Here is a 21,925-nt window from a genome sequence, read left to right as displayed (position 1 = left end):
AATCGAAACGAACGCCATTAACTTCAGATGAACGCCAATAAACAAAACCTAAAAAAGCCGCACGCATGCTTTTCAGCATACATGCAGCCCTATATCTCAATAACCCGCAGGTACGACGACCGTCACTTTAAATAGATCCCCGTCTAATTCAATTTTCATCGTGCCTTGATGCATGTCGACTATCGATTGGGCAATCGCTAGACCGAGACCCGATCCATCGGTATGCCTTGCCGTATCTGCACGCTTGAACCGTTCAAACAGCTCCTCGACATTTGCACCCAGCTCATATTTCGTAATATTTTTTACAACGAACTCCGCAGTATCTCCCATTTTGCGAAGGGTGATGTACACCCGTGTGCCTGGCAATGAATACTTAATGGCATTGACAATTAAATTATCCAGCACTCGCCACCAGCGCTGCCCATCCACATAGGAAATGAGCGGCTCCTCAGGCATATCCGTCCGGAAATCTAGTCCCGATTTCGCGATGTCCTCCGCATGTTCCGCGAGAGCCTGCTGCAATAGCTGGGTCAAATCGACACGTTGCTTGTGCAGCTCCAAATTGCCGCTCGCCATCTTGGACACTTCGAATAAATCCTCAATCAGCGTCTTCAGGCGCTGCGATTTTTTATCCAGAATATCGACGTACTGCGCCCTTTCTTCTGGAGTCAAACCTTCCTTCTTCAACAGATCGGTATACGTAATGATGGACGTCAATGGCGTACGGAGATCATGACTCACATTGGTGATCAATTCCGTCTTCAGCCGTTCACTTTTCGCCTGCTCGCTCATCGAATTGCGCACGCCTTCGCGAAGATTGTTGAGATTACGCGCATGCTCGGCAAGTGGCGATTTCCCTTGTATAGCGATATCCTGCTGTAGCCGGCCAGCCGCCATAGCATCAGTCGCAATAATGATTTTATTTAAATAAGCCATCCTGCGAACAAAAATATAAAGCGCCGGAATCCCCAGGAAAAGGACACATGGGAAATAGATAATAACTAGGGTTGGCTCCAAGCCTACAACTACTAATCCAATTCCGGCAAGAAAAAATCCGACCAGTAGAATGAATGTCTGAACACCAATTGATTTCTTTAAGAATAGCTCGGGCAGGGCCTTTAAAAATCGCACTGAATAACTTTCTTGCAAATCTTTCATAAACACTCCAGGTTGTTTCCATCGGTCATTTGCGTTCACAAGCTGGAAGGCAAGGATGACGACCATAAGAATACCGCCTATCGCAAACGAGAAAGCTTCCATGACCCATCTTTCCAGCCTAGGATAAGTAAAGAAATTCAAGAGAGTGTACGACATACTTTCACTGTAGGAGGTTAAGATGAAGCCGGCAATAACGAATAAAGCGACCTTTCCATCTATTTTCAACCGATCATATCGGTCGACTAACTTCGACTCCATGACCCATTCCTTTTTGAACTTCAGAACGGTGCACAATAAAATAATGGATACTAGACCGATTGCCCAGAATAGATACGCCGCATACTTCGATTTATTAAAATGCGTGTATTCCTGATGCAGCAATCCCCCCTCGGCAAAAACTGATTTCGGCACGATGACAGTCCCTTCGAATTTACGGACTGGGTTGTGCATACTCATCAAATCATCATCGGATACCTCAACTGCACTATCTCCGTTTCGAGGAAAGGTTAACGTGTGAAGATCAGTCGGCAAGGAATAAGCCCTTAAATACCCTTCCGAGGAGTTGAACTCCTTCTCATATCCCGCAAGCACGTGGATATCACCTGAAGAGAATTCTTCTCCCGTTGCAACATCCTTTAATTCATACACAATCGGGAATGGTAGCGTAACATCATTTTTCATTTCCTCTAAATAGCGTTTCAAGTACTTGGTCTTTTCGTTCCGTATCTTCTCTTCCACATGTGCATCACTCTCAAAGTTCTGCTGAATGTCTTCCATTTTGGCATCTCGTTCTTTCACAAGAGCGGTAAGCACTTTTTCATTTCCAGCTTCTTTCGCTTCCGCAATTCGATCTTCATATTGAGCATGAATATTAGCAAGTTGTTCTGATAATGTTCCATATCGATTGCGATGCTCCTCGATTTCCTCCGGTGATACGGTAATATGTTCTACCGCCTCTTGTGGATTAATCGGATTCAGCACAGACCCAAGTGAGTTATACACTTCTTCCATTCGCTGCTCAAAGTCCAGCGAATTCGTAAAGTCCTTGCCAAACAACTGCGGGCTAAGACGAATAATGGATGGGAGTGCAATCAGCAGCAACACTACGAGAGCTGACCATATGAATAATAATCCCTTCTTCTTCATCAAACATTCCCCCCAGTAATGATTCTGGCAAAGAATGCCACGGTGCGTGTCGACCGTTCCCAGCCATTGCCGATCATTTCAAGGATGGAAGGAAAGCAGTATCCGATACTAATAAAAGCCAAAACGATGGATAGAAGCGAGCCAATTAATCCCCACTTATTTTTCGATTTTGTAGCCAATGCCCCACACCACCTTCAAATACCTCGGATTTTTCGGATCCGCCTCGATTTTTTCGCGGATTTTCCGGATGTGGACAGCTACGATGTTTTCCGCATTGTACGCTTCTTCATTCCACACACGCTCATAAATTTCATTAATAGAAAAGACCCGTCCTGCATTTTTCATAAGCAATTCCGTAATTTTGTACTCGATCGGCGTCAATTTGACTGGGTTCCCATCCACCGTCAATTCCTTCGCCTCTTCATCCAATGACAAGCCGTCCACTTCGATTTTCTTCTGCCCGTCATACGTTCCCAGCTGAACATAGCGCCGAAGCTGCGACTTCACCCGCGCCATCAGCTCCAGCGGATGGAATGGTTTCGTCACATAATCATCCGCCCCAACGGAAAGGCCATGGATCTTATCCGAGTCCTCCGCCTTCGCACTCAGCATAATAATCGGCACATTTTGTGCCTCCCGAATTTTAAACGTCGCCGCGATTCCGTCCATATTCGGCATCATAATATCGAGGATGAGCAGATGGACTTCATTGGAACGCAATAAATCAAGTGCCTCCTGCCCATCCGCCGCCTTTAACACGTCATACCCTTCATTCTTCAAATAAATTTCAATCCCATCGCGGATCTCTTTATCGTCATCCGCCACGAGAACTTTAAATTTTGCCATCCGCCCCACCTGCCTTCTTCTTATGATACCAATTCTAATGCCTAAATCTTAACATTCCAGGAGGGGAATTATGAAGAAATTCTTAAGATGGTGTATAGATTGGGGCAAATAGATAGTAAGCCAGTATATACTCACTAAGATTTTCTGATGGTGAATCAATACTGCGAGTGCTAAACTAATGTCATTGGGTAAATTTTACATGTAATAATCTTAGGAAAGGATTGATTTCAATAAAAAAGATATGCTTTTTCCCCATTCTGCTCTTTTGTTTTCTGTTAAGCGCTTGTACAGAAGATGATAGAGTTGAAACGCCAGATAAAGAGACACCCGGAATTTCTGAAACTATACGCCTAAAGCCAGAGATCTATCTGACGATTGGAGATGCAGCCTTAAACACGATTTATGATAAGCATTGCTGGGAAGACGCAGAAACATCCTGTGATCTTACCCCAACACCTGCTCAGGAACTTTTGAGATATGAACCAGCACACAAATTGGATGCCAATGACAGGTTCAGTTTTTCATTTATTCGTTCCCTCGAGCACAAGGATTTTCCACAGCCGAGTTCCTATGAAGTGGCTATCCATAAGGACGGAGAAATGATTCCGGTTGACATGAATTACGACACATTAAAAGAGACCCTGCCTACCGGGAAATATAATATGTCCGTCAAAGCAATATGGGAAGGAGAAGTGAACGGAGAAGCGATATATGCATTTCTTCTTTCCGTTAAATAGGAGGGTATGGAATTATGCTAGGTCTGCTTCCTGCATAATTCTTTTTTTGTTTGATTTTTTGACACATTTTTTCGAATTCACTAATAGGATTGAGGTGCCTGTCGGCGAATAGTATAGAAAGAGTAACGGGTATGGGAGAGAATACAATGGAACTTAGTAAAAAAGAATGGACCGGCTGGCGTTTTCCCATACTTTTGTTAAGTGCTATGGGATTATCAACGATCGGCGACTTCGTCTACTTGGTCGCCATTAACTTGCTTGTCTACAATATGACCGATTCGGCTGCGGCAGTGGCGGGTCTTTGGGTCGTAGGACCAGCAGCTGCTATACTAACCCGTTTTTGGGCAGGCAGCGTAATCGACCGTGCGAATAAACGCCGCATGATGATTTGGACGGATATCATTCGAGGCATCCTGGTCGCGCTCGTCCCTTTCATGACTTCGGTATGGGGCGTATACATATTACTTTGGTTCATAAGTATGGCGAAATCATTCTTCGCTCCGGCATCTCTTACCTACACAACAACACTCGTTCCAGAAGAAAAACGAAAACGATTTAACGCGTTCTATTCATTGACGACATCAGGCGCGTTCATTATCGGACCTGCCATTGCTGGAGCACTCGTCATCGTTGGATCCGTGGACATTGCCATTTGGATCAATGCCGCCTCCTTCTTCGTCTCTGCCCTCATTTTAGGCTGGCTGCCGAATGTCGATGCGGAGAAAACGGCAGGGCTCAATCCGTTATCTGTCAGAGCCATTGCAGAGGATTTCAAGGTTGTCATTGACTTCGGCAAATCGAAAATATTGTTCATCGTAATCCTTGGCATCTACCTGTTGTTCACATTAATGACCTTTGCGATGGATGCGCAAGAAGTCGTCTTTACTCAGCGGGTTGTCGGATTGAGCGAAATGGAATATAGCTTGCTCATTAGCATAACGGGCATCGGGGCGCTCCTCGGAGCGGGTGCTGTAGCGTTACTGGCTGAGAAGCTGTCCATCCGAATGTTGTTCGGAGGCGGACTTCTCCTTGTATCGATCGGCTATTTGATGTATGCGTTCAGCCAGTCGTTCGCCATGATATCGACAGGGTTTATTATCCTCGGCTTCTTTAATGCGTTCGCGAACACTGGGTACACAACATGGTATCAATACCAGGTGCCGCTCGAACTGATGGGTCGCGTGACCAGCTTGTACGGAGTCATCCTAAGTGTATTCCAGATCATATTTGTCCTCGGCATGGGCTGGATGGCGGATATTGTGTCCTTGCGGCTCACCATCATTATCCTGGCCGCGCTCAGTCTGCTCAGCGTATTATGGTTGATCGCCTTCATGTGGATGCCTAAGCAACGAAACATTTTTTTGGAAGCGGACACGAAAAAAGCGTAATTCCCTTGCATAACCTTTCCGTACTGGAACACCCTTCCGAAGAGGAGGTGATTCCATTGGCGAAAGAAAAGAAGATAAAAAAGGGCAACACCTTGGACCGTGAAGAGTTCGGCTATGGATTTGACATCAGCCCTGACGATATGGACGTAATCGGGAAAAATGATCAGACAAAGAAGCAGAAGAAGCAACAAAAAGAGAACACTGATCCACAACGTCCTCCAGTAAATGGTTGACGGGATTATATAGTGAAACCGTAAACTCCGAATTGCCGTTTTGGCAATTCCGGGGTTTTTAATTTGAATTATTATCCAAATGTGTTAGATTGGATTTGCAAGGAGAGGAGGAGTTTTCCATCACTAAATTTTTGATGGCCATTACGCTGCTCTGCGTCAGTATTGTATGTGTGTTCGATTTCATCCCCTGGCTGTTAAGCCTCATCGGTTACCACGATTTCTATAATTCACAAGGAAGGGAAATCTACAACCGCTCCAACTTGTATATCCTCGCCCCCATCGTTGGCACACTCACGTTACTTCCTTTCTTAATTCGCCAGCCAAAAAGGTGGTATCTTTGGCTGCTGCTTGGTTTGCTATGGTCCATGATTTTAATGATTCTCCTGTCCTCTATTTTCATCATGCTGCGGCTGACTCCCGGCGCCCCGTGACATCCATAGGATTGACGAAATCAAGCAAATGATTTACAATCATCAAAATTATATTTTTTATAGGCTGTGAGAGGGAAAAGTAAAAAGAGGATTGTCGCCTAGAGAGCTTCTGTTGGTGGGAATGAAGCGGACGAATCTTTTGAACATGATCCTGGAGCCGCGCACTGAACATCTACGGATTAGTAGGATGCGACGAGGGTTGGCGCTCGTTATCCACGTCAGCGTATACGCTTTTTTCGGCTTGTACGTCTTGAGGTGGCAGGCGCAAGCCGGCTGCAAACTAAGGTGGTACCACGGGCATTCAAACCCCGTCCTTATCGTTTTTTAACGATAGGGGCGGGGTTTTTTATTTTGCAGGCAAATGAAGGGAGGTATTTTGGGCAGAGGTATTCTGTTATGGTCGGCTTTATTTCGAAGGAGTCGGCTATCCTATCACCGGGTAATTCATGCCTATCACCGCCTAATTCGAGTCTATCACCGGGTGAACGCTTTCTATCACCGGCTAATTTGAATTGATTACCGCTTGACTACAATTCAAGGTAAACAATCATGCAAACTAGGAGATTTTATCAAATCTACAATCCATAGGAGGAAGACAAATGAGTATTTTTATCGGAGGGGCTTGGCCGTATGCGAATGGGTCTTTGCATTTGGGACATATTGCGGCGCTTTTGCCGGGGGATGTGTTGGCGAGGTATTACCGTTTGAAGGGAGAAAAGGTTTTGTATGTGTCGGGCAGCGATTGCAATGGCACGCCCATTTCCATACGCGCGAATACAGAAGGAGTGCCAGTGCAGGACATTGCGGACCGGTATCACACCGAGTTTGTTGACTGCTTTTCAAAGCTTGGATTTACGTATGACCTCTACACCCGGACGGACGGGACATTTCACCATCAAGTGGTGCAAAATGTATTTCTTACGCTGCTGGAGAATGGCTATATTTTTAAACAAGAAGTCGAGCAAGCCTATTGTGAGACGGATGAGCGATTCCTCCCCGATCGTTTTGTCGAAGGCACTTGTCCGAATTGCGGCAGCCGGGCCCGCGGTGACCAGTGTGATGCCTGCGGAGCGATTTTGGATCCGCTCGACTTGATCCATCCGACTTGCAAGCTTTGCGGCAATGAACCCGTTGTTCGCAAGACGGAACATTTTTATTTTAAATTAAGTGCTTTTCAGGAGCTTCTTTCTTCCTATGTAGCGGAAGCAAAAGAATCCAAGAGTTGGCGAGAAAACGCCATTCACCAATCCGAGCGCTATTTGCAGGAAGGTCTGCACGACCGGGCGGCTTCTCGTGATTTGCCGAACGGGGTGAGCATTCCCGTAGCCGGCTATGAAGAAAAGAAGGTGTACGTTTGGATCGAGGCGGTGACGGGTTATTTGTCGGCGAGTCATGAGTGGGCGAAGCAATGTGGCTTGTCCGACGGTGATTTTTGGAGCAGTGAGACGGTTTCTTATTATGTGCACGGCAAGGACAATATCCCCTTCCATACGATTATCTGGCCTGCCATCTTAGCCGGAATCGGTAAAGAGGACGCCCTGCCGACACATATCATCTCGAATGAGTATTTGACACTGGAGAAACAGAAATTATCGACGAGCCGGAATTGGGCCGTTTGGGTGCCTGATGTACTGGAACGATATCATCCTGATTCGCTTCGCTATTTTTTGACGGCCAATGCGCCTGAAAACAGAGACGCCGATTTTTCTTGGCGGGAATTTATTTACAGCCACAATGCAGAGTTGCTTGGTGCGTATGGGAATTTTGTAAACCGGACGTTAAAGTTTATTGAGAAGTCATATGCAAGCATTGTTCCCACCGCTGAAATAAATCCAGCAATCCAACAGGCTGTAACCGATCTCTATCCAATTGTCGGCTCACTCATTGAAAAAGGGAGCTGCAAGGAAGCACTCGAGGCGATCTTCCGTTTCGTGCGCCAGGCGAATAAATACTTTGATGACGAACAGCCTTGGAAACAAATAAAGGACACACCAGAAGCATGTGATCGCACTATGGCTACTTGTGTCTATATCATTGCGAACTTATCTCAGTTGCTCTCTCCATTCCTGCCGTTCTCAAGCGAAGCCGTAAAACAAATGCTGAATCTGCCGTCCTTATCTTGGGAAGCCGTGAATCCGCAGTTTGGAAAATTGGAGTCCATCTCACCGCTTTTTGAACGGATTGCCATTGAGAGAATAGATGAAGAAGTGTCACAGCTGCATCAAAATGCGCTTTAATTCGAGCCAAAAGAACCCGTGCAATTCCTTCCATTCTTTGAGACAATTAGTTACAAGGAAATGTTTGGGAAAGGATAGTGCGAATGAAAGAGCGAGTCTTTTGGATCTTCCTCTGCATCATCGGGATAAGTTGGATTGCAAATTATTTATATGCTGATGCCAAGCGGCTGGAGGAGCCTGTTTTCCTCGATCATTTTGTTGAAACGACCATGAACGACGAAAATTATTTGACGTTCTATTATCTGACCAATAAAGATGATTTGTCCCAGGTGAATTATGTTCATATAAACAAGGTGATGGGATATGTGGAGAGAGATATGGGTTTTTCCACGGGAATGCCAACTGATATCCAGTCATTCCGCCATTATGTATTGCGTAAGATAACTGTGCTGGTGAATGAAGCAGCACTTGAATATCATGCAGGCGACGGGGATTTCAAATTCAACGAGATGGAAGTCTTTTTTTCGGATTACAGAGATGTGAAAGCAGATATTGGGGAAGTCATTCTACAGCAGCCGTACTCTTTGGAAAGCGACGACCCAATAAAACCCGTTTCTTGGGGTGGTAGCACTGAAGGAGATAGCTTTACTGGCTTTAATGTATATGAACCGTTACAAGTAGAAGCGATGACGCTGGCGATCCCTCAGTTGAATGATCGGCTCACTTTCAAATTATCCGGCGGAGATCCTGCCCGGCAGGCAAAGGACGGTAAAGGGTTGCCGCTAAAGGAACTTCAGTTCCCAATCCAGCTGAAACCAGGCCAGCAGTTCAACGTCACGACCTATTTCGGCGACTCGACGGACTACTTGGAAAGCAGCTATGCTGTATCAGGAAGAACTGATAGCGGAGAAACCTTCCAAACCATCGGAACTATATCGAGTCAACCCTATTTGAAGCAGGAGGATATACAGGAAATCATCAAGAGGAAAAGGAGAGATGGACAATGAGCCAGGCCGTCAAATGGATTTTCATCGGTTATTTCTTCGTTTGGTTCCGTATCGATATCGTCATCGACTGGCTACCCGATCCCCTTGGTTATTTCCTGATCTACCTCGGGGCATCGAAGCTGAGCACCGAGTATTCCATCTCTTCAAAAGCAAGCCGGTTCGCTGCAACTGGTGTTATCCTATCGCTTCCCTCCGTCTTCATAAGCTTTCTACCGTCTGGCGTTTTGACGGGCAATTACTATAGTTTGCTGCTTCTCGTCAAATTAGTGGTCGCCTTCTATTTGTTCAGCCTATTGAAAGCTATTACGGCCAAGTTCAACCAAAGCGAATGGACCCGCCGGACAGAGTTGCGGAGCCGGTACTATGTTTTCATTCACCTCGCGGCCCTTTTCATCATGACGCTCACGCCTAACTTGCTCAGCAATGAAGTGGCTTGGCTAATGGGAGTAGCCAGTCTTGCGTTATTAGTAATGGATCTCGGCTTCCTTGTCCTGCTGAATCAAATTCGGAATTTGAAACCAATGCCGACGTCGGATATCACCGTATAAAGGAGGATGTATTTTGTTTAAAAACGACAAGGGGCAAGTTCGCGCCGGGTGGCTTATTGTATTCGCATTTATTGCCATGGTGGTGGCACAACAAGTTTTCGCCCTGCCAGGACTGTTCTTGCTATTAACTAATGAGATGCCCCAATTTGGAAGTTCAGTTGAAGTGAATGTTATGGAGATGCTCGACAGCCATCCATGGTTTTTCTTGGCGATGCAAGGCGGAGGCGTTCTAGGTAGTATCTTGATCACCTACATTTTTTGGCGCTTTATTAATAAAGGCACGTTACGAACACTAGGTTTCAAGTTTTCAATCGCCGATTTTCTCTATGGCCTTTTTCTTGGGGCGGTTTCTATCAGTATGATTTTCATTCTCTTACTGTCAACCGGAAACGTCACCTTACTGAATTCATTTGGGAGCCCTGAATTTTCAACTTATACTGTCGCCTTTCTTATTCTTTTCATTCTCGTCGGCTTGTCCGAAGAAATGTTTTTCCGCGGCTATGTCATGTCAACGATGGCCAGTCGAAACAACCCCAAGTGGGCCATTTATGTCGTTTCTGCTGTCATCTTCAGCATTGCGCACGGAATGAACCCGAATGTCAGTCTGCTCGGACTGCTCAATATTCTGTTGGTCGGCTTGCTTTTCGCTTACATGTTCGACGTGACGAAAAGTTTGTGGCTGCCGATCGGCTATCATATGACATGGAACTATTTTCAAGGAAATGTTTTTGGATTTGCAGTGAGCGGTACAACCCCGCATGGTCTCTATAATGTGTCCGTATCTACCGGAAATGATTGGTTGACCGGCGGTGCATTCGGACTGGAGGGCGGATTGCTTGCGACATTGCTGATCATCCTCGGCTTTTTCGCCACTCGCCTGTACGCACGACGGAAAAATTAAAAACGGCGCAGCTTTTTGCAGCTGCGCCTTTCTTATGTCACACTTTCTATAACCTTCTCTTTACCCCTGCCACTGACCGTCAAGACAAGAATGCCTCCGACCAACAAAACGATCCCGCCCCAAGAAATAATATCCAGTCGTTCGCCGACGACTACCACGCTTAAAATGGCCGCAGTCAGCGGTTCTCCTAATGAAAGCGTAACGGCAGACGAGGAAGGAATGTGTCGCAATCCGGCGGAGAATAAAATATACGCCACACTGGTTGTCGCCAGTCCTAAATAGAGGACCGTTGAAATGCCTGATGCCGTTAGCAGCCCCTCCGTTTCAAATATAAATAAAAACGGCATAAGCATGACTGCACTCACGGAGAAAATGACGGCCACGGAAGGAATCGCATCTGCTCTCTCCAACACGCTTTTATTAAATAATGTGTAGAAAGCGAAAAGCAAACCGGCGCACAGGGACAGCGAAACACCAATGGGATTAACGACCATCCCTTCTTTATTTGAAAATAAAAGGACGCAGCCGACAATCGCCAGAGACGTGGCCATCAGCCAGACCTTCGTCGGACGCCGCTTCAGAAAAAGCCATTCGACAATACCCGAAAACATCGGTGCACTCCCGATCGCAACAACCGTTCCGATGGCGATGCCCGTCAGCCGGATGGACGTGAAAAAGCAATATTGGAAAATGGCCATGGCGAGTGCAGCGAGCAATGTCGCCTTCCAAGGCCATGTACGGAAATTGATTTTCCCCATAACGACCATGACAATAAGCAATGAAAAACCGCCGACCGCAAGCCGCGAAGCACCCACCGCCAATGGATGGACCGTCTGGGGCATGAAGGTCTGCGCTGTGCCGGTCGTGCCCCATAACATAGCACCCAGCAAAACGATGATAAATGCGATCCGTTGTGACATCCCGAACCCTCCCTCTCTATTGAATATATCACGAGGGAAGGAATTGGTATAGAACACAAAACAGAATCGACAGAAAAATCACTCGCCCGCTTCTGCCACTTGCTTCAACTTCTGGACAAGGCCCGTCCAGCCCCCATCCATTCTCGGCTGCACGACGTCATGCGGCTCGCCAAACTCCGTCGCCATGCCTTCCTGCCAACCGCCGTGAATGAAAGTCAGGTGGGTTTGCCCTCCCCGCTCCTCCAATTCAAATGAAAGATGCCAATCCTTTCCCCAATCAAAAGCAAACGCAGAAGGCGCCTGCACACGAGTCACACGGCAAACCGAAGTACCCCACGGTCCAGCCTGCAGCTCAAACGACTCGCCCTCCACCGGTTTCATATCATTCGGCATGAACCAAGCAGCCAGCCCCTCCGCTGTTCCGACAAACTTCCATACCTTCTCAATCGGCGCCTCAATGACAACCTCTTTTCGAATATCATTCATTATTTTGCATCTCCTTCCTATTTTCATCATTACCCAACGGCGCCGGATTTCTTCAAATGATCTCTCCCCAGCAATCCGTAGAAACCTCTTGGTAAGTATACAACATTGTTTAGTTGGAAGAGGATTGCTTTGTTAAATGAATATACTCGGGGGGCAGAACGCTATTTATCCCGGGTGATCATCAGTAAATACGGGTGAACGCCAATAACTCCGGGTGAACGCCAATAAAACGAAACGAACGCCAATAACTCCGGGTGAACGCCAATATATCGAAACGAACATCAGAATGCTGATGCTGCCTGTCAGAAAGGTTGGAAGCCTATTACATATTTACGGACGAATTCTACTATGTTAGACTGGAAGATAGGCTTTTTGCCTCGTGGTTCGTAACCATCCCACGATAAAAAACTAAGGAGAAATGAATATGAAAGTCAAAACTATGGCAACGAGCGGGATTATCGCTGCGTTGTATGTGGCTGTGACGTTTTTGATTGCCCCGTTCGGCTTCACAAACATCCAGTTCCGCTTGTCTGAGATGTTTAATCATCTTGTCATTTTCAACAAAAAGTACATGATCGGGGTTGTGCTTGGGGTTTTTGTCTCCAACTTACTCTTCTCCGAACTGGGTCCGATTGATTTAGTGTTCGGCGTCGGGCAATCGATTCTTGCCTTATCAATCACCATTTTCTCGGCTAAATTCATTCGAGGATTATACAAGCGGATGTTGTTCAATACCCTTGTATTTACCTTCACCATGTTCCTCATTGCATGGGAATTGAATATCGTCCTTGGCCTGCCTTTCCTCATCACGTGGGGGTTTGTCGCTGTTGGCGAGTTCGTTGTCATGTTGGTAGGCATACCTGTTATGGACGCTTTGAATAAGCGATTGAATTTGGACCGGCTTATTTAATATAAGATCACTTCTAGGCGGCGCCTCATCTTCGAACGGGATGAGGCGCTTTCTTTTCTTTTACCATCCAATCACAACCCCACTGCACCTACCGAGCCCGGAAGATACACCTATTCCGCTCTGATTCGCTAGGACGGTGAAGTGAAAGGCACTGCCAGCTTTGCCTTTTCATTTGTTGTCAGATAAAAAAATTATGCAACGGCGAGAGCATTGGCCTTTCCCCTTTATTCGTAACTTTGATAAGCATCATTTCCTTCCACTCGTTTACTTCCATTCTCGGACCTCCCGTTTCATGTTCATTCAAAGCACGTTTTTGGTACAATAAAAGTCTAGCTTCCTCCTCTAGCAGGGAGGATGATCTCCATAACTACACTTTGAAGGAGCAGTCCTTATGTATATGACAATTGAACAAACTGCCGATTATATAGGCATGCCGGTGGAGCAAGTGCGGCAATATGTCCTTACTGGAAGAATTCGGGCCGTCCATGACGGAGAACAATTTTTGGTGAATCAAGATCAATTCTCGCTCTATTTTTCTCAACTGGAAACAGCAAAACGGCTAATTGAGGACTATTGGAATGAACCCCTTCCGCCTGATCGAGATATTAAAGATGAAGACTAAAGGATAATAGGTAGATGGACTCAATTTATTTATTTCGCACTCCTTAATTTCAGCAAAACAAACTTAATAAAATACGTTCCTCAAGCCAGAAGGCGGTTGCCTTTTGCCCGTTTTATAAAAAGATAAAATTTAATTTCTTCTAATTTCATCCACCTGCTCCTCTTTTGCATTCCTCCTCTAGGGTTGGTATAGTTGATAGTCGTTGTAAAAATACCAAACTTCATAGGGGGCAACATGAAAAAAATATCAAACGTCTTTTATATAACGATCGGATTGATCGTCTTAGCTGTCGGATACGGCGTTTTCGCTTCCGATAGCTTCGAAACCGTCACTACGAACATCAAGAGCTTTGTCTCTTCATCATTTGGCTGGTATTACATGATGCTGCTGTCCGTTCTGCTCGTCCTCAGCATCTTCTTCATCTTCAGTCCATTTGGCAAAATTAGATTGGGTAAGGATGAAGATCGGCCGCAGTTTTCAACCATCACGTGGATTGCCATGCTGTTCTCCGCAGGAATGGGAATCGGACTAGTCTTTTACGGGGCAGCTGAACCATTGTCACATTACGCTATTAGCCCGGCGACCGCTGAACCAAACACGGATGCCGCTTTTAAGGAATCCTTGCGTCAATCGTTCTTCCATTGGGGTCTCCATGTATGGGCGATGTACGGAGTTGTCGCGCTGTCGTTAGCCTTCTTCCAGTTCCGTAAAAACGAACCGGGATTAATTTCAGCAACATTGAAGCCGATTTTCGGCAAGAAGATGGAAGGCCCTTGGGGAATTCTCGTCGATGTCCTCGCCGTCTTCGCAACCGCATTTGGGGTAGCCACCTCGCTCGGCTTCGGCGCTGTTCAAATTAATGCAGGGCTAAACTATCTATTCGGCGTAACCATCGGCATTGAAGTGCAATTTATCATCATTGCCATTGTCACCGTCCTTTTCATCATGTCCGCTTGGACGGGACTCAGCAAAGGAATTAAATATCTTTCGAACACGAACCTGGTCCTAGCACTGGCACTATTGGCATTCGTCGTCATACTGGGACCGACACTTCTCATCTTAAATATGTTCACCGATTCAATCGGCGGCTATTTGGCGAATTTAGTGCAAATGAGTTTCCGGACTGCACCGCTTAACGCAGAAAATCGGGAGTGGCTGGATGGCTGGACAATCTTCTACTGGGCTTGGTGGATTTCCTGGGCACCATTCGTCAGCATGTTTATCGCGCGTGTTTCCAAAGGAAGAACCATCCGGGAATTCATGGTCGGCGTGCTATTGGCGCCAACACTGTTAAGCGCCTTTTGGTTCTCGGCGTTCGGCACGACTGCCATCAATATCCAGCGGGAAGGAATTGGAGATTTGGCAAAGGAATCAACGGAACTGGTCATCTTTGAAATGTTCCATAACATGCCTTGGTCTTTCGTCATCTCCATCATCGCCGTATTGCTGATCGCATCCTTCTTCATTACATCCGCCGATTCGGCTACGTTTGTTCTCGGGATGCAATCAACATACGGTTCCCTAACACCGCCAAATAACATTAAAATCATATGGGGCGTCATCCAATCGGCCATCGCGCTCATCTTGCTGTCCGTCAACGGACTGACTGCCTTGCAAAACACGATTATTATCGCGGCTTTGCCGTTCTCCTTTATCATGCTCCTGATGATCATCTCGCTGATCAAGGCGCTGAATAAAGAAATGAAGGGCATGCAGCGGAAGAAGAACAGTCGATAAAAATCAAAAAAGCAGTATTCCCTCTGATCATGGGAGTACTGCTTTTTATTAAGTGGAGACTACACTTTCCGCCTCATAAATGGTATTAATTAACTCATCAATGGTGCCCGTACATTTTTCTACTCCCGGCAGATGATAAAAAGTACTGGTCGTGTTAAAGTCATCCACTTCGCCATTGGGGGAATGAAGATAAATCGTCTTACCCTGACCTAACGCAATTCCAAATTCAATATGACTCCCTTTTCCAGCAGGCAATAAAACGACGATGAAATCAGCTTCCATGATGGCATCTTTCTCTTTTTGGCCGATCTCTCTTAACTGATCAATGGTTGCACCCCTTTCATTTTGCGTCCAATCATAGGTATGGCGGAATCCCAAATTTTTGAGCCTTCCGCTCACATATCGAACCGTTTCGATATTCGAGAAGCTGGATGCAATATAGAAATTCATTTTTTCACGTCCTTTCATATGAAGTAAAAAGCGCATTAACATACAAGAAAAAAAGAACTACTGGAAATAAATAACAGGTTAATAAGCGGATGTTATTATTACAGTTCTTCAAAGTAATCAGATTTAAAAAAAGGATCAACTCTAATTTCCCTCAAAAAGTATTTTATTGATGTATGCTTATCTAAGTATTCTCGTTTAGGTATTAACACTTCTCTTTTTAAACGTTCGTGTAGTTCCTTGTCAATTTCAAAAGTTGAATAAGCATTTTTCCCGCTATTTTCTTCTTCAATGCGAATTAAAAATGAAATGATATATTCATACATACTAGGGAAATCACTTTCAATTTGCTGGTGATGCTCTATGAATGCCTTAATAAACTCTTCCAAATAAGATTCTCTATCTAAAAACGGAAAACTACAAAGGCTATACCAATTTCCTAAATACACTGTAAATACAGCAATCGCATAGCGACGTGTTTCCTTATCTGAAGCACCAAAATAATTGTAATACGCTTCTTTTTCAAAGCTTTGACCTGTATCAAAATAGCCGATTTCGATTCCCTCGAGTCCTCTTTTCACTTTTTCAATAATCTCATTTGACACAAAGATTCCCCCAATCAAAGAATCAATTATTCCCTTGATATTACCATAAAACATCATCACTTTATTGCACTAACCTGTCCCGTTAGTTCAAGAAGAAATGCTACCTCTGTAGAATACATTTAGTCTTCATCATAAAAAAGAGATCTTTCTAGTCCTAGTATTAATATTCATTATCAATTTCCTTCAGATGAGTTGCCACCACTGAACAAATCGTTCCAACTGACAAAACTGATCCTGCATTTTCAAAAGAAATGAAGGTTGATTCCTGCTGCATCGTGCCGACAACTTTGTTCGTAGAATTCGACCAAAACTTAGGGACATCTTCTTCAATATGAAAATACTCTTTGAAGTTGATAATAAACCTAATGATTGTACTAAAGCTAAATAGCTAATCCAAGGAGGAATTTTAATAAATTCATCTTCGTTTGCTATTTTGATTAAAATGTAAAGTTGATATAACAACAAAAACAGGGACACCAATTCATATGCGAATAGTGTCCCCAAATGCTATGTTTTTATTGTTTTCTCCCCATCAACCGAACCCGTTAGGAAATAAAGCAATTCTTTTTTATTACTATTTATAAACACGCTCTTTATTGACTCACTAACACTTTGCTCGGCTGACCTAGTATATGAAGCAAATCGCTGACCATTGCACTGCCGGTCGGATACATGCCTGCGCCCGGCCCGACAAGAGTGAGCTGGCCAAGGTATTCCGTGTCGACGATGACAGCGTTGTCTACCCCGTCTATGCTGTGAAGGGGATGATCGGATCCGACTAGCACCGGGCCGACTGTTGCCTGCAAGCCACCTTGTTCATCGAGCCAAACATCGGCCACATGCCGATAGCGTAGATTGTTTTCTGAAGCCTCTTGCACGTGGGGAAGCTCGATATGATCCACTCCCACAACAGGAACGTGATCCCAATCCGGCTGCCGGTCAAAAGCCAAGGAGCTAAGAATCATCAATTTGCGGAAGGCATCACCGCCGCTTACGTCATCAGTTGGATCTGCTTCGGCGTAGCCAAGAGCTTGCGCTTGCTGCAAGACCTGCTGGAATGGAATACGTTCTTCCCTCATCTTCGTTAAGATGTAGTTCGAAGTCCCATTTAAGATCCCTTGGACGCGCCGAACCCGATCGCCTTTGATTAGATTGCTCACCGTTCGGATGATGGGGACCCCTCCTGCCGTCGTCGCTTCAAAACCAACTTGGACGCCGCGAAACTCGGCATGCTTAACCAAAGCCGGACCATGCTTAGCAAACATCTTCTTATTCGCTGTAATAATATGAGTTCCCTTTTCAATCGCCTCGGACAGATAAGTATAGGCCGGTTCCTCACCGACAATCGCTTCAAAGACAACATCAATCGCAGGACCTGACCAAATATCGCGAATATCATCCGTTATCACAACACCTGGTGTCGCCAGACGCTTTTTCGTCGCGTCCTTTACCAAAATGGCGACAATGTCGATTGTATAACCCGTCTGCTCTTGAATCTGTTCCCTTTTCTCCTTCAATATACGATAGATGCCTTCCCCTACCGTTCCAAAGCCAAGAATGGCCGCTTTAATGGATGGCACAAGACCACTTCCTTTCACACGACTCTACAAAATGAAAAATTCGCACCAAATGAGGTGCCAATTTCTCCAAACCTATCGAAGGCCGTCAAATGAGACACCCTTTTCTCCCATTCATGCGACCGGGCGTCGAATGGGACGTTCCGTTACCCTACATTCATTATGGCGAGTGCCAAATGGGACACTCCTTATGCCAAATTCATTCCGGTTGGCGCCAAATAAGACACCTCATACGCCAAATTCATTCCGGTTAGCGCCAAATAACACAGCCTTTGCGCCAAATCCTCACCGGCGGGCGCCAAATAACACACGCTTTGAGCTAAATCCATTACGTCGAGTGCCAAATGAGACACTGTTTATTCCAAACCCTCTCCGTCGAGTGCCAAATGAGACACTCCTTACACCAAATCAACACCGGCAAGTGACAAATGGGACACTCCTTACGCTAAATACACACCGGCTAGTGCCAAATGAGGCCCCTAAACCGCATATACACACCGGCAAGTTTCAAATGAGATACTCCCTGTGTTAACTTCAAATCGGCAGTCACCAAATGAGGTCGTCTTTCTGCCATTTACTATCAAAAATCTATCTTTCAATTACTTTATTTCATTTTTCTACAGCGACAGGAACTGCTTTTTCGATCGCTTGGGCGAGGTCTGCGATAATATCTTCCGCGGATTCCAAGCCGACAGACAAACGGATCAATTCTTCTGTAACACCTGAATTCTTCAGATCTTCAGCAGACAGTTGCTGATGTGTTGTCGATGCCGGATGGATGATCAATGATTTGGCATCCCCGACATTAGCGACGTGCGACCAGATCTTTACACCATCAATTACCTTCCGTCCTGCTTCACGTCCGCCTTTGATACCGAATACAAGGATAGAGCCGAATCCATTCTTTAAGTACACTTTCGCGTTGGCATGCGATGGATGGTCTTCCGATCCTGCATAAGTTACCCACTCAACAGAAGGATGATTTTTCAAGAATTCCGCTACTTTGCGTGCATTTTCGTTATGGCGTGTCACGCGCAGGTGAAGCGTTTCTAAACCTTGCAAGAAGTTGAAGGCACTGTCTGGATCCAGGCAAGGACCGAAGTCACGTAGCAATTGGACACGTAGTTTTGTAGCAAATGCCGCGCCCGCTGTATCGATGCCGTAGCGCAAGCCGTGGTATGTTTCATCCGGCTCAGTGAATCCAGGAAACTTTCCTTTCGTCCAGTCGAATTTACCACCATCGACGACCACTCCGCCGATTGTTGTGCCATGTCCGCCAATCCATTTCGTTGCCGAATGAATGACCACGTCTGCTCCATGTTCGATCGGGTTTGCGCCATACGGAGAAGCGAATGTGCTATCGATCAATAATGGAATATCATTCTCATGAGCTACCTTCGCCACTGCCGCGATATCGAGAACGTGCAAGCTTGGATTGCCGATCGTCTCAGCAAACAGCGCTTTTGTCTTGTCAGTGATCGCCGCACGGAAATTCTCCGGATCGGTAGCATCTACGAATTTTACTGTAATTCCGTAGCGAGGAAGAGTTGTTGCGAATAAGTTATACGTACCGCCGTATAAGTTGCTGGCTGCCACGATTTCATCACCGGCACCTGCAATGTTCAATATGGAGAAAGCAATTGCTGCCATACCGGAAGAAAGGGCAACTGCTGCCGTTCCGCCTTCCAACAAAGCAATTCTTTCTTCAAAAACTGCAACAGTCGGGTTCGTAATGCGTGTATAAATATTCCCTGCCTCTTGAAGGGCAAATAGGTTTTGGGCATGTTCTGTATCACGGAAAACAAAAGAAGTGGTGCGATGGATCGGCACTGCGCAGGACCCTGTAACAGGATCGGGCTTTTGGCCACCATGCAAAAGTAGAGTTTCAGGTTGAAGTTGGTTGTTTGTCATTAGAATTACCTCCAGTGGTTGTAGTGTAAGACGAAAATGCAACAGAGTGATGCAGTGCGGAGGCGTTGGGGGTTTTTAGGAATAAAAAAATAACCCCTTTCGCTAAGAAGAGGGTTACGCTTTCGCTTATTCCTCCCCTTATCTTTCAGACCGTTCGCACGTTCTGTAGGAAGTAGCACCTTTGCAAGTTCGTCACTTGCCGGTTGCCGGGCATCGCAGGGCCTAGTCCCTCCGCCGCTCTTGATAAGAGTATGGGTGATTCAGTTTTTCATCTTGTTGAACAGTATAGAGACTCCTATTTTCAAAGTCAAGGGGTAAATTAAAAATTGTTCTGAACGTTTCGTATCATCGGGGACTTTTCTTTATTTCATCAATAAATTATTTTTACATTAAATTTGAAGAAACGACTCTTTCCCCTACCATTCGGCTATCTTTGAGAAATTCATTGAACGGTCCATTCAGACATCGTATGATAAAACCATATTGAATATGGGGGAATTTTATGATCTTTTGGATCATCGGTATTGCCATAATCGGATATGCCATCGGCTGTTTGCATGGTTCAGTCGTAGCGCAATGGATTTCTGGAGTGAACTTGAAAGAGACCGGCGTGAAAAATGCGGGTGCTTCGAACGCGCTCATCGTTCTCGGAAAACGATATGGGGCGCTCGTTGCCATAATTGATATCGGAAAAGGAATTCTGGCTGTCATAGCAGTCCGCCTTCTTTCCAACCAGTTTAATCTAGATCCAGAATATAGCACATTGCTTCTTTTCACTGTGGGAGCTGCTGTCATTTTCGGGCATAACTTTCCGTTTTACATGAAATTTAACGGCGGAAAAGGGACGGCAACGGTCATCGGGGTTTTATTTGCCATCGATTGGCGATTCGGTTTGGCAGGCCTTGTCCTTTTCATTGCGGTCGCACTATTGACGGACATTCTCGTCATTGGTGTCTTCATGTTGTACGTCACCTTGATGGCAATGGCCATTTGGCTGGATGGCTACTGGCCGATCCTGATTGCCGCCTTGCTTTTCATCATGGCTGTTTGGAAGCATACTGAAAATATAAAACGAATTCGTGCGGGAACTGAAACACGCATCCGTGCATCATTCAGTAAGAAAAAGGAGAAGTCCTCTTGATCTAACCAGTTTAGGGGATGGCGAGAGAAGTGCAATTAACAACTTAAAAACGAAAATAACAGGTTAATCAGCATGTATTTCAACAGTGAAATAGCTATATAAAACAAGTAAAAGCGCTCAGAAGTGGGCGCTTTTTTAGCATAATATTCTATAACTCCAATTGAACTAAAGCACTTTTTAAAGAACAATCGAGACAGTTTAGTTACAACATTTTTTCAACATAACATATGCTCAGACAGATTTTTCTGCTATGTACAACCGCATATAAAGATAACCATTTTCTATATTGTCGGATTGCTCAAAGCCTAAGCTACTCCAAAATTTTAGTGCGGTTTTATTTTCTAAATTAACTGGTAAGGAAATCCTACGTGCATTGAATTCTTTACACAGATATTCAATACAAAGCCTAGCGGCTAATGTTCCATAGCCTCTTTTTTGAAAACGGCTATCTATCATAAAATTTATGATTTGTGGGTTATTATCAGCAATAGACATTGAAACAAAGCCTACCATCACATTATCAGCACAGATTGCAAAAGGGCGTGACTCCTCATAAAATACCCACGCTTCGGCTAATGAATACGCCACAGAATCTACAAATTCCATACTTGTATCAGTTGTACGCAAGTTTAAACATTCTTCATAATTGTCACTATTAATTTTTCTTAATTCTAGCAAAGCAATCTCACCTTCCAAATATAGTTATGACTTTTTAATATGTATAATTCAACTTTTGAAAAGCGGAATCAGCAAATGCAAATAAACCTTAATAAATCGAAATTCCATTTAAAATTACGAGACATTACGTCGAATACTACTCTTTTTTATATTTTCTTTCCAATATCCAATTAGCATGGGTTCTAACAAGTGAATTAGTAAAATCTCATTATTTTATGCCTATGCTGCGATTCCAGATCATTTATATAAATCATTTTAACTGTATTAAAACAAAACAGGGACACCTATTCATATGCGAATTGTGCCCTCAAATGCTGTA

Annotated in this window: 22 protein-coding genes, 2 riboswitches and 1 other annotated feature; of the genes, 12 read left to right on the top strand and 10 right to left on the bottom strand. The window is 45.0% G+C overall.

The genetic code is table 11. The features are described from left to right. Positions 1-96: 96 nt before the first annotated feature. From ACSW3C_RS14960 to ACSW3C_RS14950, 3 genes are read right to left on the bottom strand one after another with little or no spacing between them, the layout of a single operon-like run. A complete protein-coding gene (locus ACSW3C_RS14960) occupies positions 97-2,304 on the bottom strand; it encodes a sensor histidine kinase (RefSeq protein ID WP_486563604.1) in 2,208 nt (735 codons plus the stop codon). After that, positions 2,304-2,483, bottom strand: coding sequence for a hypothetical protein (locus ACSW3C_RS14955; RefSeq protein ID WP_248512303.1), 180 nt, complete (start codon positions 2,481-2,483; stop codon positions 2,304-2,306). Before ACSW3C_RS14955 ends, ACSW3C_RS14960 begins: the two co-directional genes overlap by 1 nt. Beyond that, the gene (locus ACSW3C_RS14950; protein WP_486563603.1) at positions 2,461-3,150 is read right to left on the bottom strand and encodes a response regulator transcription factor; all 690 of its coding nucleotides are present in this window, start codon (positions 3,148-3,150) and stop codon (positions 2,461-2,463) included. Before ACSW3C_RS14950 ends, ACSW3C_RS14955 begins: the two co-directional genes overlap by 23 nt. Before the next feature lie 221 nt (positions 3,151-3,371). Here ACSW3C_RS14950 and ACSW3C_RS14945 point away from each other — a divergent pair, with 221 nt between their 5' ends. The 8 genes from ACSW3C_RS14945 to ACSW3C_RS14910 all read left to right on the top strand — a co-directional run bounded on the left by ACSW3C_RS14945 (position 3,372) and on the right by ACSW3C_RS14910 (position 10,572). Next, entirely contained in the window at positions 3,372-3,887 is a 516-nt protein-coding gene (locus ACSW3C_RS14945; RefSeq protein ID WP_486563602.1) for a hypothetical protein, read from the top strand. Between the two features lie 146 nt (positions 3,888-4,033). Continuing rightward, complete coding sequence (locus tag ACSW3C_RS14940; RefSeq protein ID WP_486563601.1) at positions 4,034-5,275, top strand: MFS transporter; 1,242 nt, start codon at positions 4,034-4,036, stop codon at positions 5,273-5,275. Positions 5,276-5,322: 47 nt separating this feature from the next. After that, positions 5,323-5,508 carry a hypothetical protein gene (locus ACSW3C_RS14935; RefSeq protein ID WP_486563600.1) on the top strand — a complete coding sequence of 62 codons (186 nt, stop codon included), beginning with the start codon at positions 5,323-5,325 and terminating at the stop codon, positions 5,506-5,508. Between the two features lie 89 nt (positions 5,509-5,597). Beyond that, entirely contained in the window at positions 5,598-5,939 is a 342-nt protein-coding gene (locus ACSW3C_RS14930; protein WP_486563599.1) for a hypothetical protein, read from the top strand. Positions 5,940-5,996: 57 nt separating this feature from the next. After that, positions 5,997-6,258 (top strand) — a binding site (T-box leader). A gap of 280 nt (positions 6,259-6,538) precedes the next feature. Continuing rightward, positions 6,539-8,176 (top strand): methionine--tRNA ligase, encoded by a 1,638-nt coding sequence (gene metG / locus ACSW3C_RS14925; protein WP_486563598.1) that lies wholly within the window; start codon positions 6,539-6,541, stop codon positions 8,174-8,176. A gap of 83 nt (positions 8,177-8,259) precedes the next feature. After that, positions 8,260-9,123, top strand: coding sequence for a hypothetical protein (locus ACSW3C_RS14920; RefSeq protein ID WP_486563597.1), 864 nt, complete (start codon positions 8,260-8,262; stop codon positions 9,121-9,123). Beyond that, complete coding sequence (locus ACSW3C_RS14915) at positions 9,120-9,671, top strand: hypothetical protein (protein WP_486563596.1); 552 nt, start codon at positions 9,120-9,122, stop codon at positions 9,669-9,671. Before ACSW3C_RS14920 ends, ACSW3C_RS14915 begins: the two co-directional genes overlap by 4 nt. 13 nt (positions 9,672-9,684) lie before the next feature. Beyond that, positions 9,685-10,572 carry a CPBP family intramembrane glutamic endopeptidase gene (locus tag ACSW3C_RS14910; protein WP_486563595.1) on the top strand — a complete coding sequence of 296 codons (888 nt, stop codon included), beginning with the start codon at positions 9,685-9,687 and terminating at the stop codon, positions 10,570-10,572. Positions 10,573-10,604: 32 nt separating this feature from the next. Here the strand turns inward: ACSW3C_RS14910 and ACSW3C_RS14905 are convergent, their stop codons facing one another. Beyond that, positions 10,605-11,492 (bottom strand): DMT family transporter, encoded by an 888-nt coding sequence (locus ACSW3C_RS14905; protein ID WP_486563594.1) that lies wholly within the window; start codon positions 11,490-11,492, stop codon positions 10,605-10,607. A gap of 78 nt (positions 11,493-11,570) precedes the next feature. Then, the gene (locus ACSW3C_RS14900) at positions 11,571-11,978 is read right to left on the bottom strand and encodes an SRPBCC family protein (RefSeq protein ID WP_486563593.1); all 408 of its coding nucleotides are present in this window, start codon (positions 11,976-11,978) and stop codon (positions 11,571-11,573) included. A 373-nt stretch (positions 11,979-12,351) separates the two neighbouring features. After that, a riboswitch (PreQ1 riboswitch) is annotated at positions 12,352-12,396 on the top strand. Between the two features lie 6 nt (positions 12,397-12,402). On the opposite strand from ACSW3C_RS14900, the gene ACSW3C_RS14895 reads away from it, so the two are divergent. The 3 genes from ACSW3C_RS14895 (at position 12,403) to ACSW3C_RS14885 (ending at position 15,247) form a co-directional block, all read left to right on the top strand. Continuing rightward, positions 12,403-12,888, top strand: a complete 486-nt coding sequence (locus ACSW3C_RS14895; protein WP_486563592.1) for a QueT transporter family protein — start codon at positions 12,403-12,405, stop codon at positions 12,886-12,888. A gap of 391 nt (positions 12,889-13,279) precedes the next feature. Next, positions 13,280-13,510 (top strand): excisionase family DNA-binding protein, encoded by a 231-nt coding sequence (locus ACSW3C_RS14890; RefSeq protein WP_238078892.1) that lies wholly within the window; start codon positions 13,280-13,282, stop codon positions 13,508-13,510. A 234-nt stretch (positions 13,511-13,744) separates the two neighbouring features. After that, positions 13,745-15,247: a glycine betaine uptake BCCT transporter gene (locus tag ACSW3C_RS14885; protein WP_486563591.1), complete on the top strand. Its 1,503-nt coding sequence runs from the start codon at positions 13,745-13,747 to the stop codon at positions 15,245-15,247. 48 nt (positions 15,248-15,295) lie between these two features. Here the strand turns inward: ACSW3C_RS14885 and ACSW3C_RS14880 are convergent, their stop codons facing one another. The 4 genes from ACSW3C_RS14880 to ACSW3C_RS14865 all read right to left on the bottom strand — a co-directional run bounded on the left by ACSW3C_RS14880 (position 15,296) and on the right by ACSW3C_RS14865 (position 19,787). Continuing rightward, a complete protein-coding gene (locus ACSW3C_RS14880; protein ID WP_486563590.1) occupies positions 15,296-15,697 on the bottom strand; it encodes a group-specific protein in 402 nt (133 codons plus the stop codon). 98 nt (positions 15,698-15,795) lie between these two features. Next, positions 15,796-16,299: a hypothetical protein gene (locus ACSW3C_RS14875; RefSeq protein WP_486563589.1), complete on the bottom strand. Its 504-nt coding sequence runs from the start codon at positions 16,297-16,299 to the stop codon at positions 15,796-15,798. Positions 16,300-16,892: 593 nt separating this feature from the next. Beyond that, positions 16,893-17,879, bottom strand: coding sequence for a homoserine dehydrogenase (locus ACSW3C_RS14870; protein ID WP_486563588.1), 987 nt, complete (start codon positions 17,877-17,879; stop codon positions 16,893-16,895). A 606-nt stretch (positions 17,880-18,485) separates the two neighbouring features. Beyond that, on the bottom strand, positions 18,486-19,787 hold the full coding sequence (locus ACSW3C_RS14865; protein ID WP_486563587.1) for an O-acetylhomoserine aminocarboxypropyltransferase/cysteine synthase family protein: 1,302 nt from the start codon (positions 19,785-19,787) through the stop codon (positions 18,486-18,488). A 135-nt stretch (positions 19,788-19,922) separates the two neighbouring features. Further along, positions 19,923-20,037, bottom strand: a riboswitch (SAM riboswitch). Between the two features lie 252 nt (positions 20,038-20,289). On the opposite strand from ACSW3C_RS14865, the gene ACSW3C_RS14860 reads away from it, so the two are divergent. Next, a complete protein-coding gene (locus tag ACSW3C_RS14860; protein WP_486563586.1) occupies positions 20,290-20,928 on the top strand; it encodes a glycerol-3-phosphate acyltransferase in 639 nt (212 codons plus the stop codon). Positions 20,929-21,159: 231 nt separating this feature from the next. On the opposite strand, the gene ACSW3C_RS14855 is transcribed toward ACSW3C_RS14860, so the two are convergent. Next, complete coding sequence (locus ACSW3C_RS14855; RefSeq protein ID WP_486563585.1) at positions 21,160-21,606, bottom strand: GNAT family N-acetyltransferase; 447 nt, start codon at positions 21,604-21,606, stop codon at positions 21,160-21,162. Between the last annotated feature and the right edge of the window lie 319 nt (positions 21,607-21,925).

Source organism: Sporosarcina sp. AD_1 (genome assembly GCF_057373025.1).
Note: the sequence above shows the minus strand (reverse complement) of the source record. Positions and strands in the feature narration are given on the sequence as shown.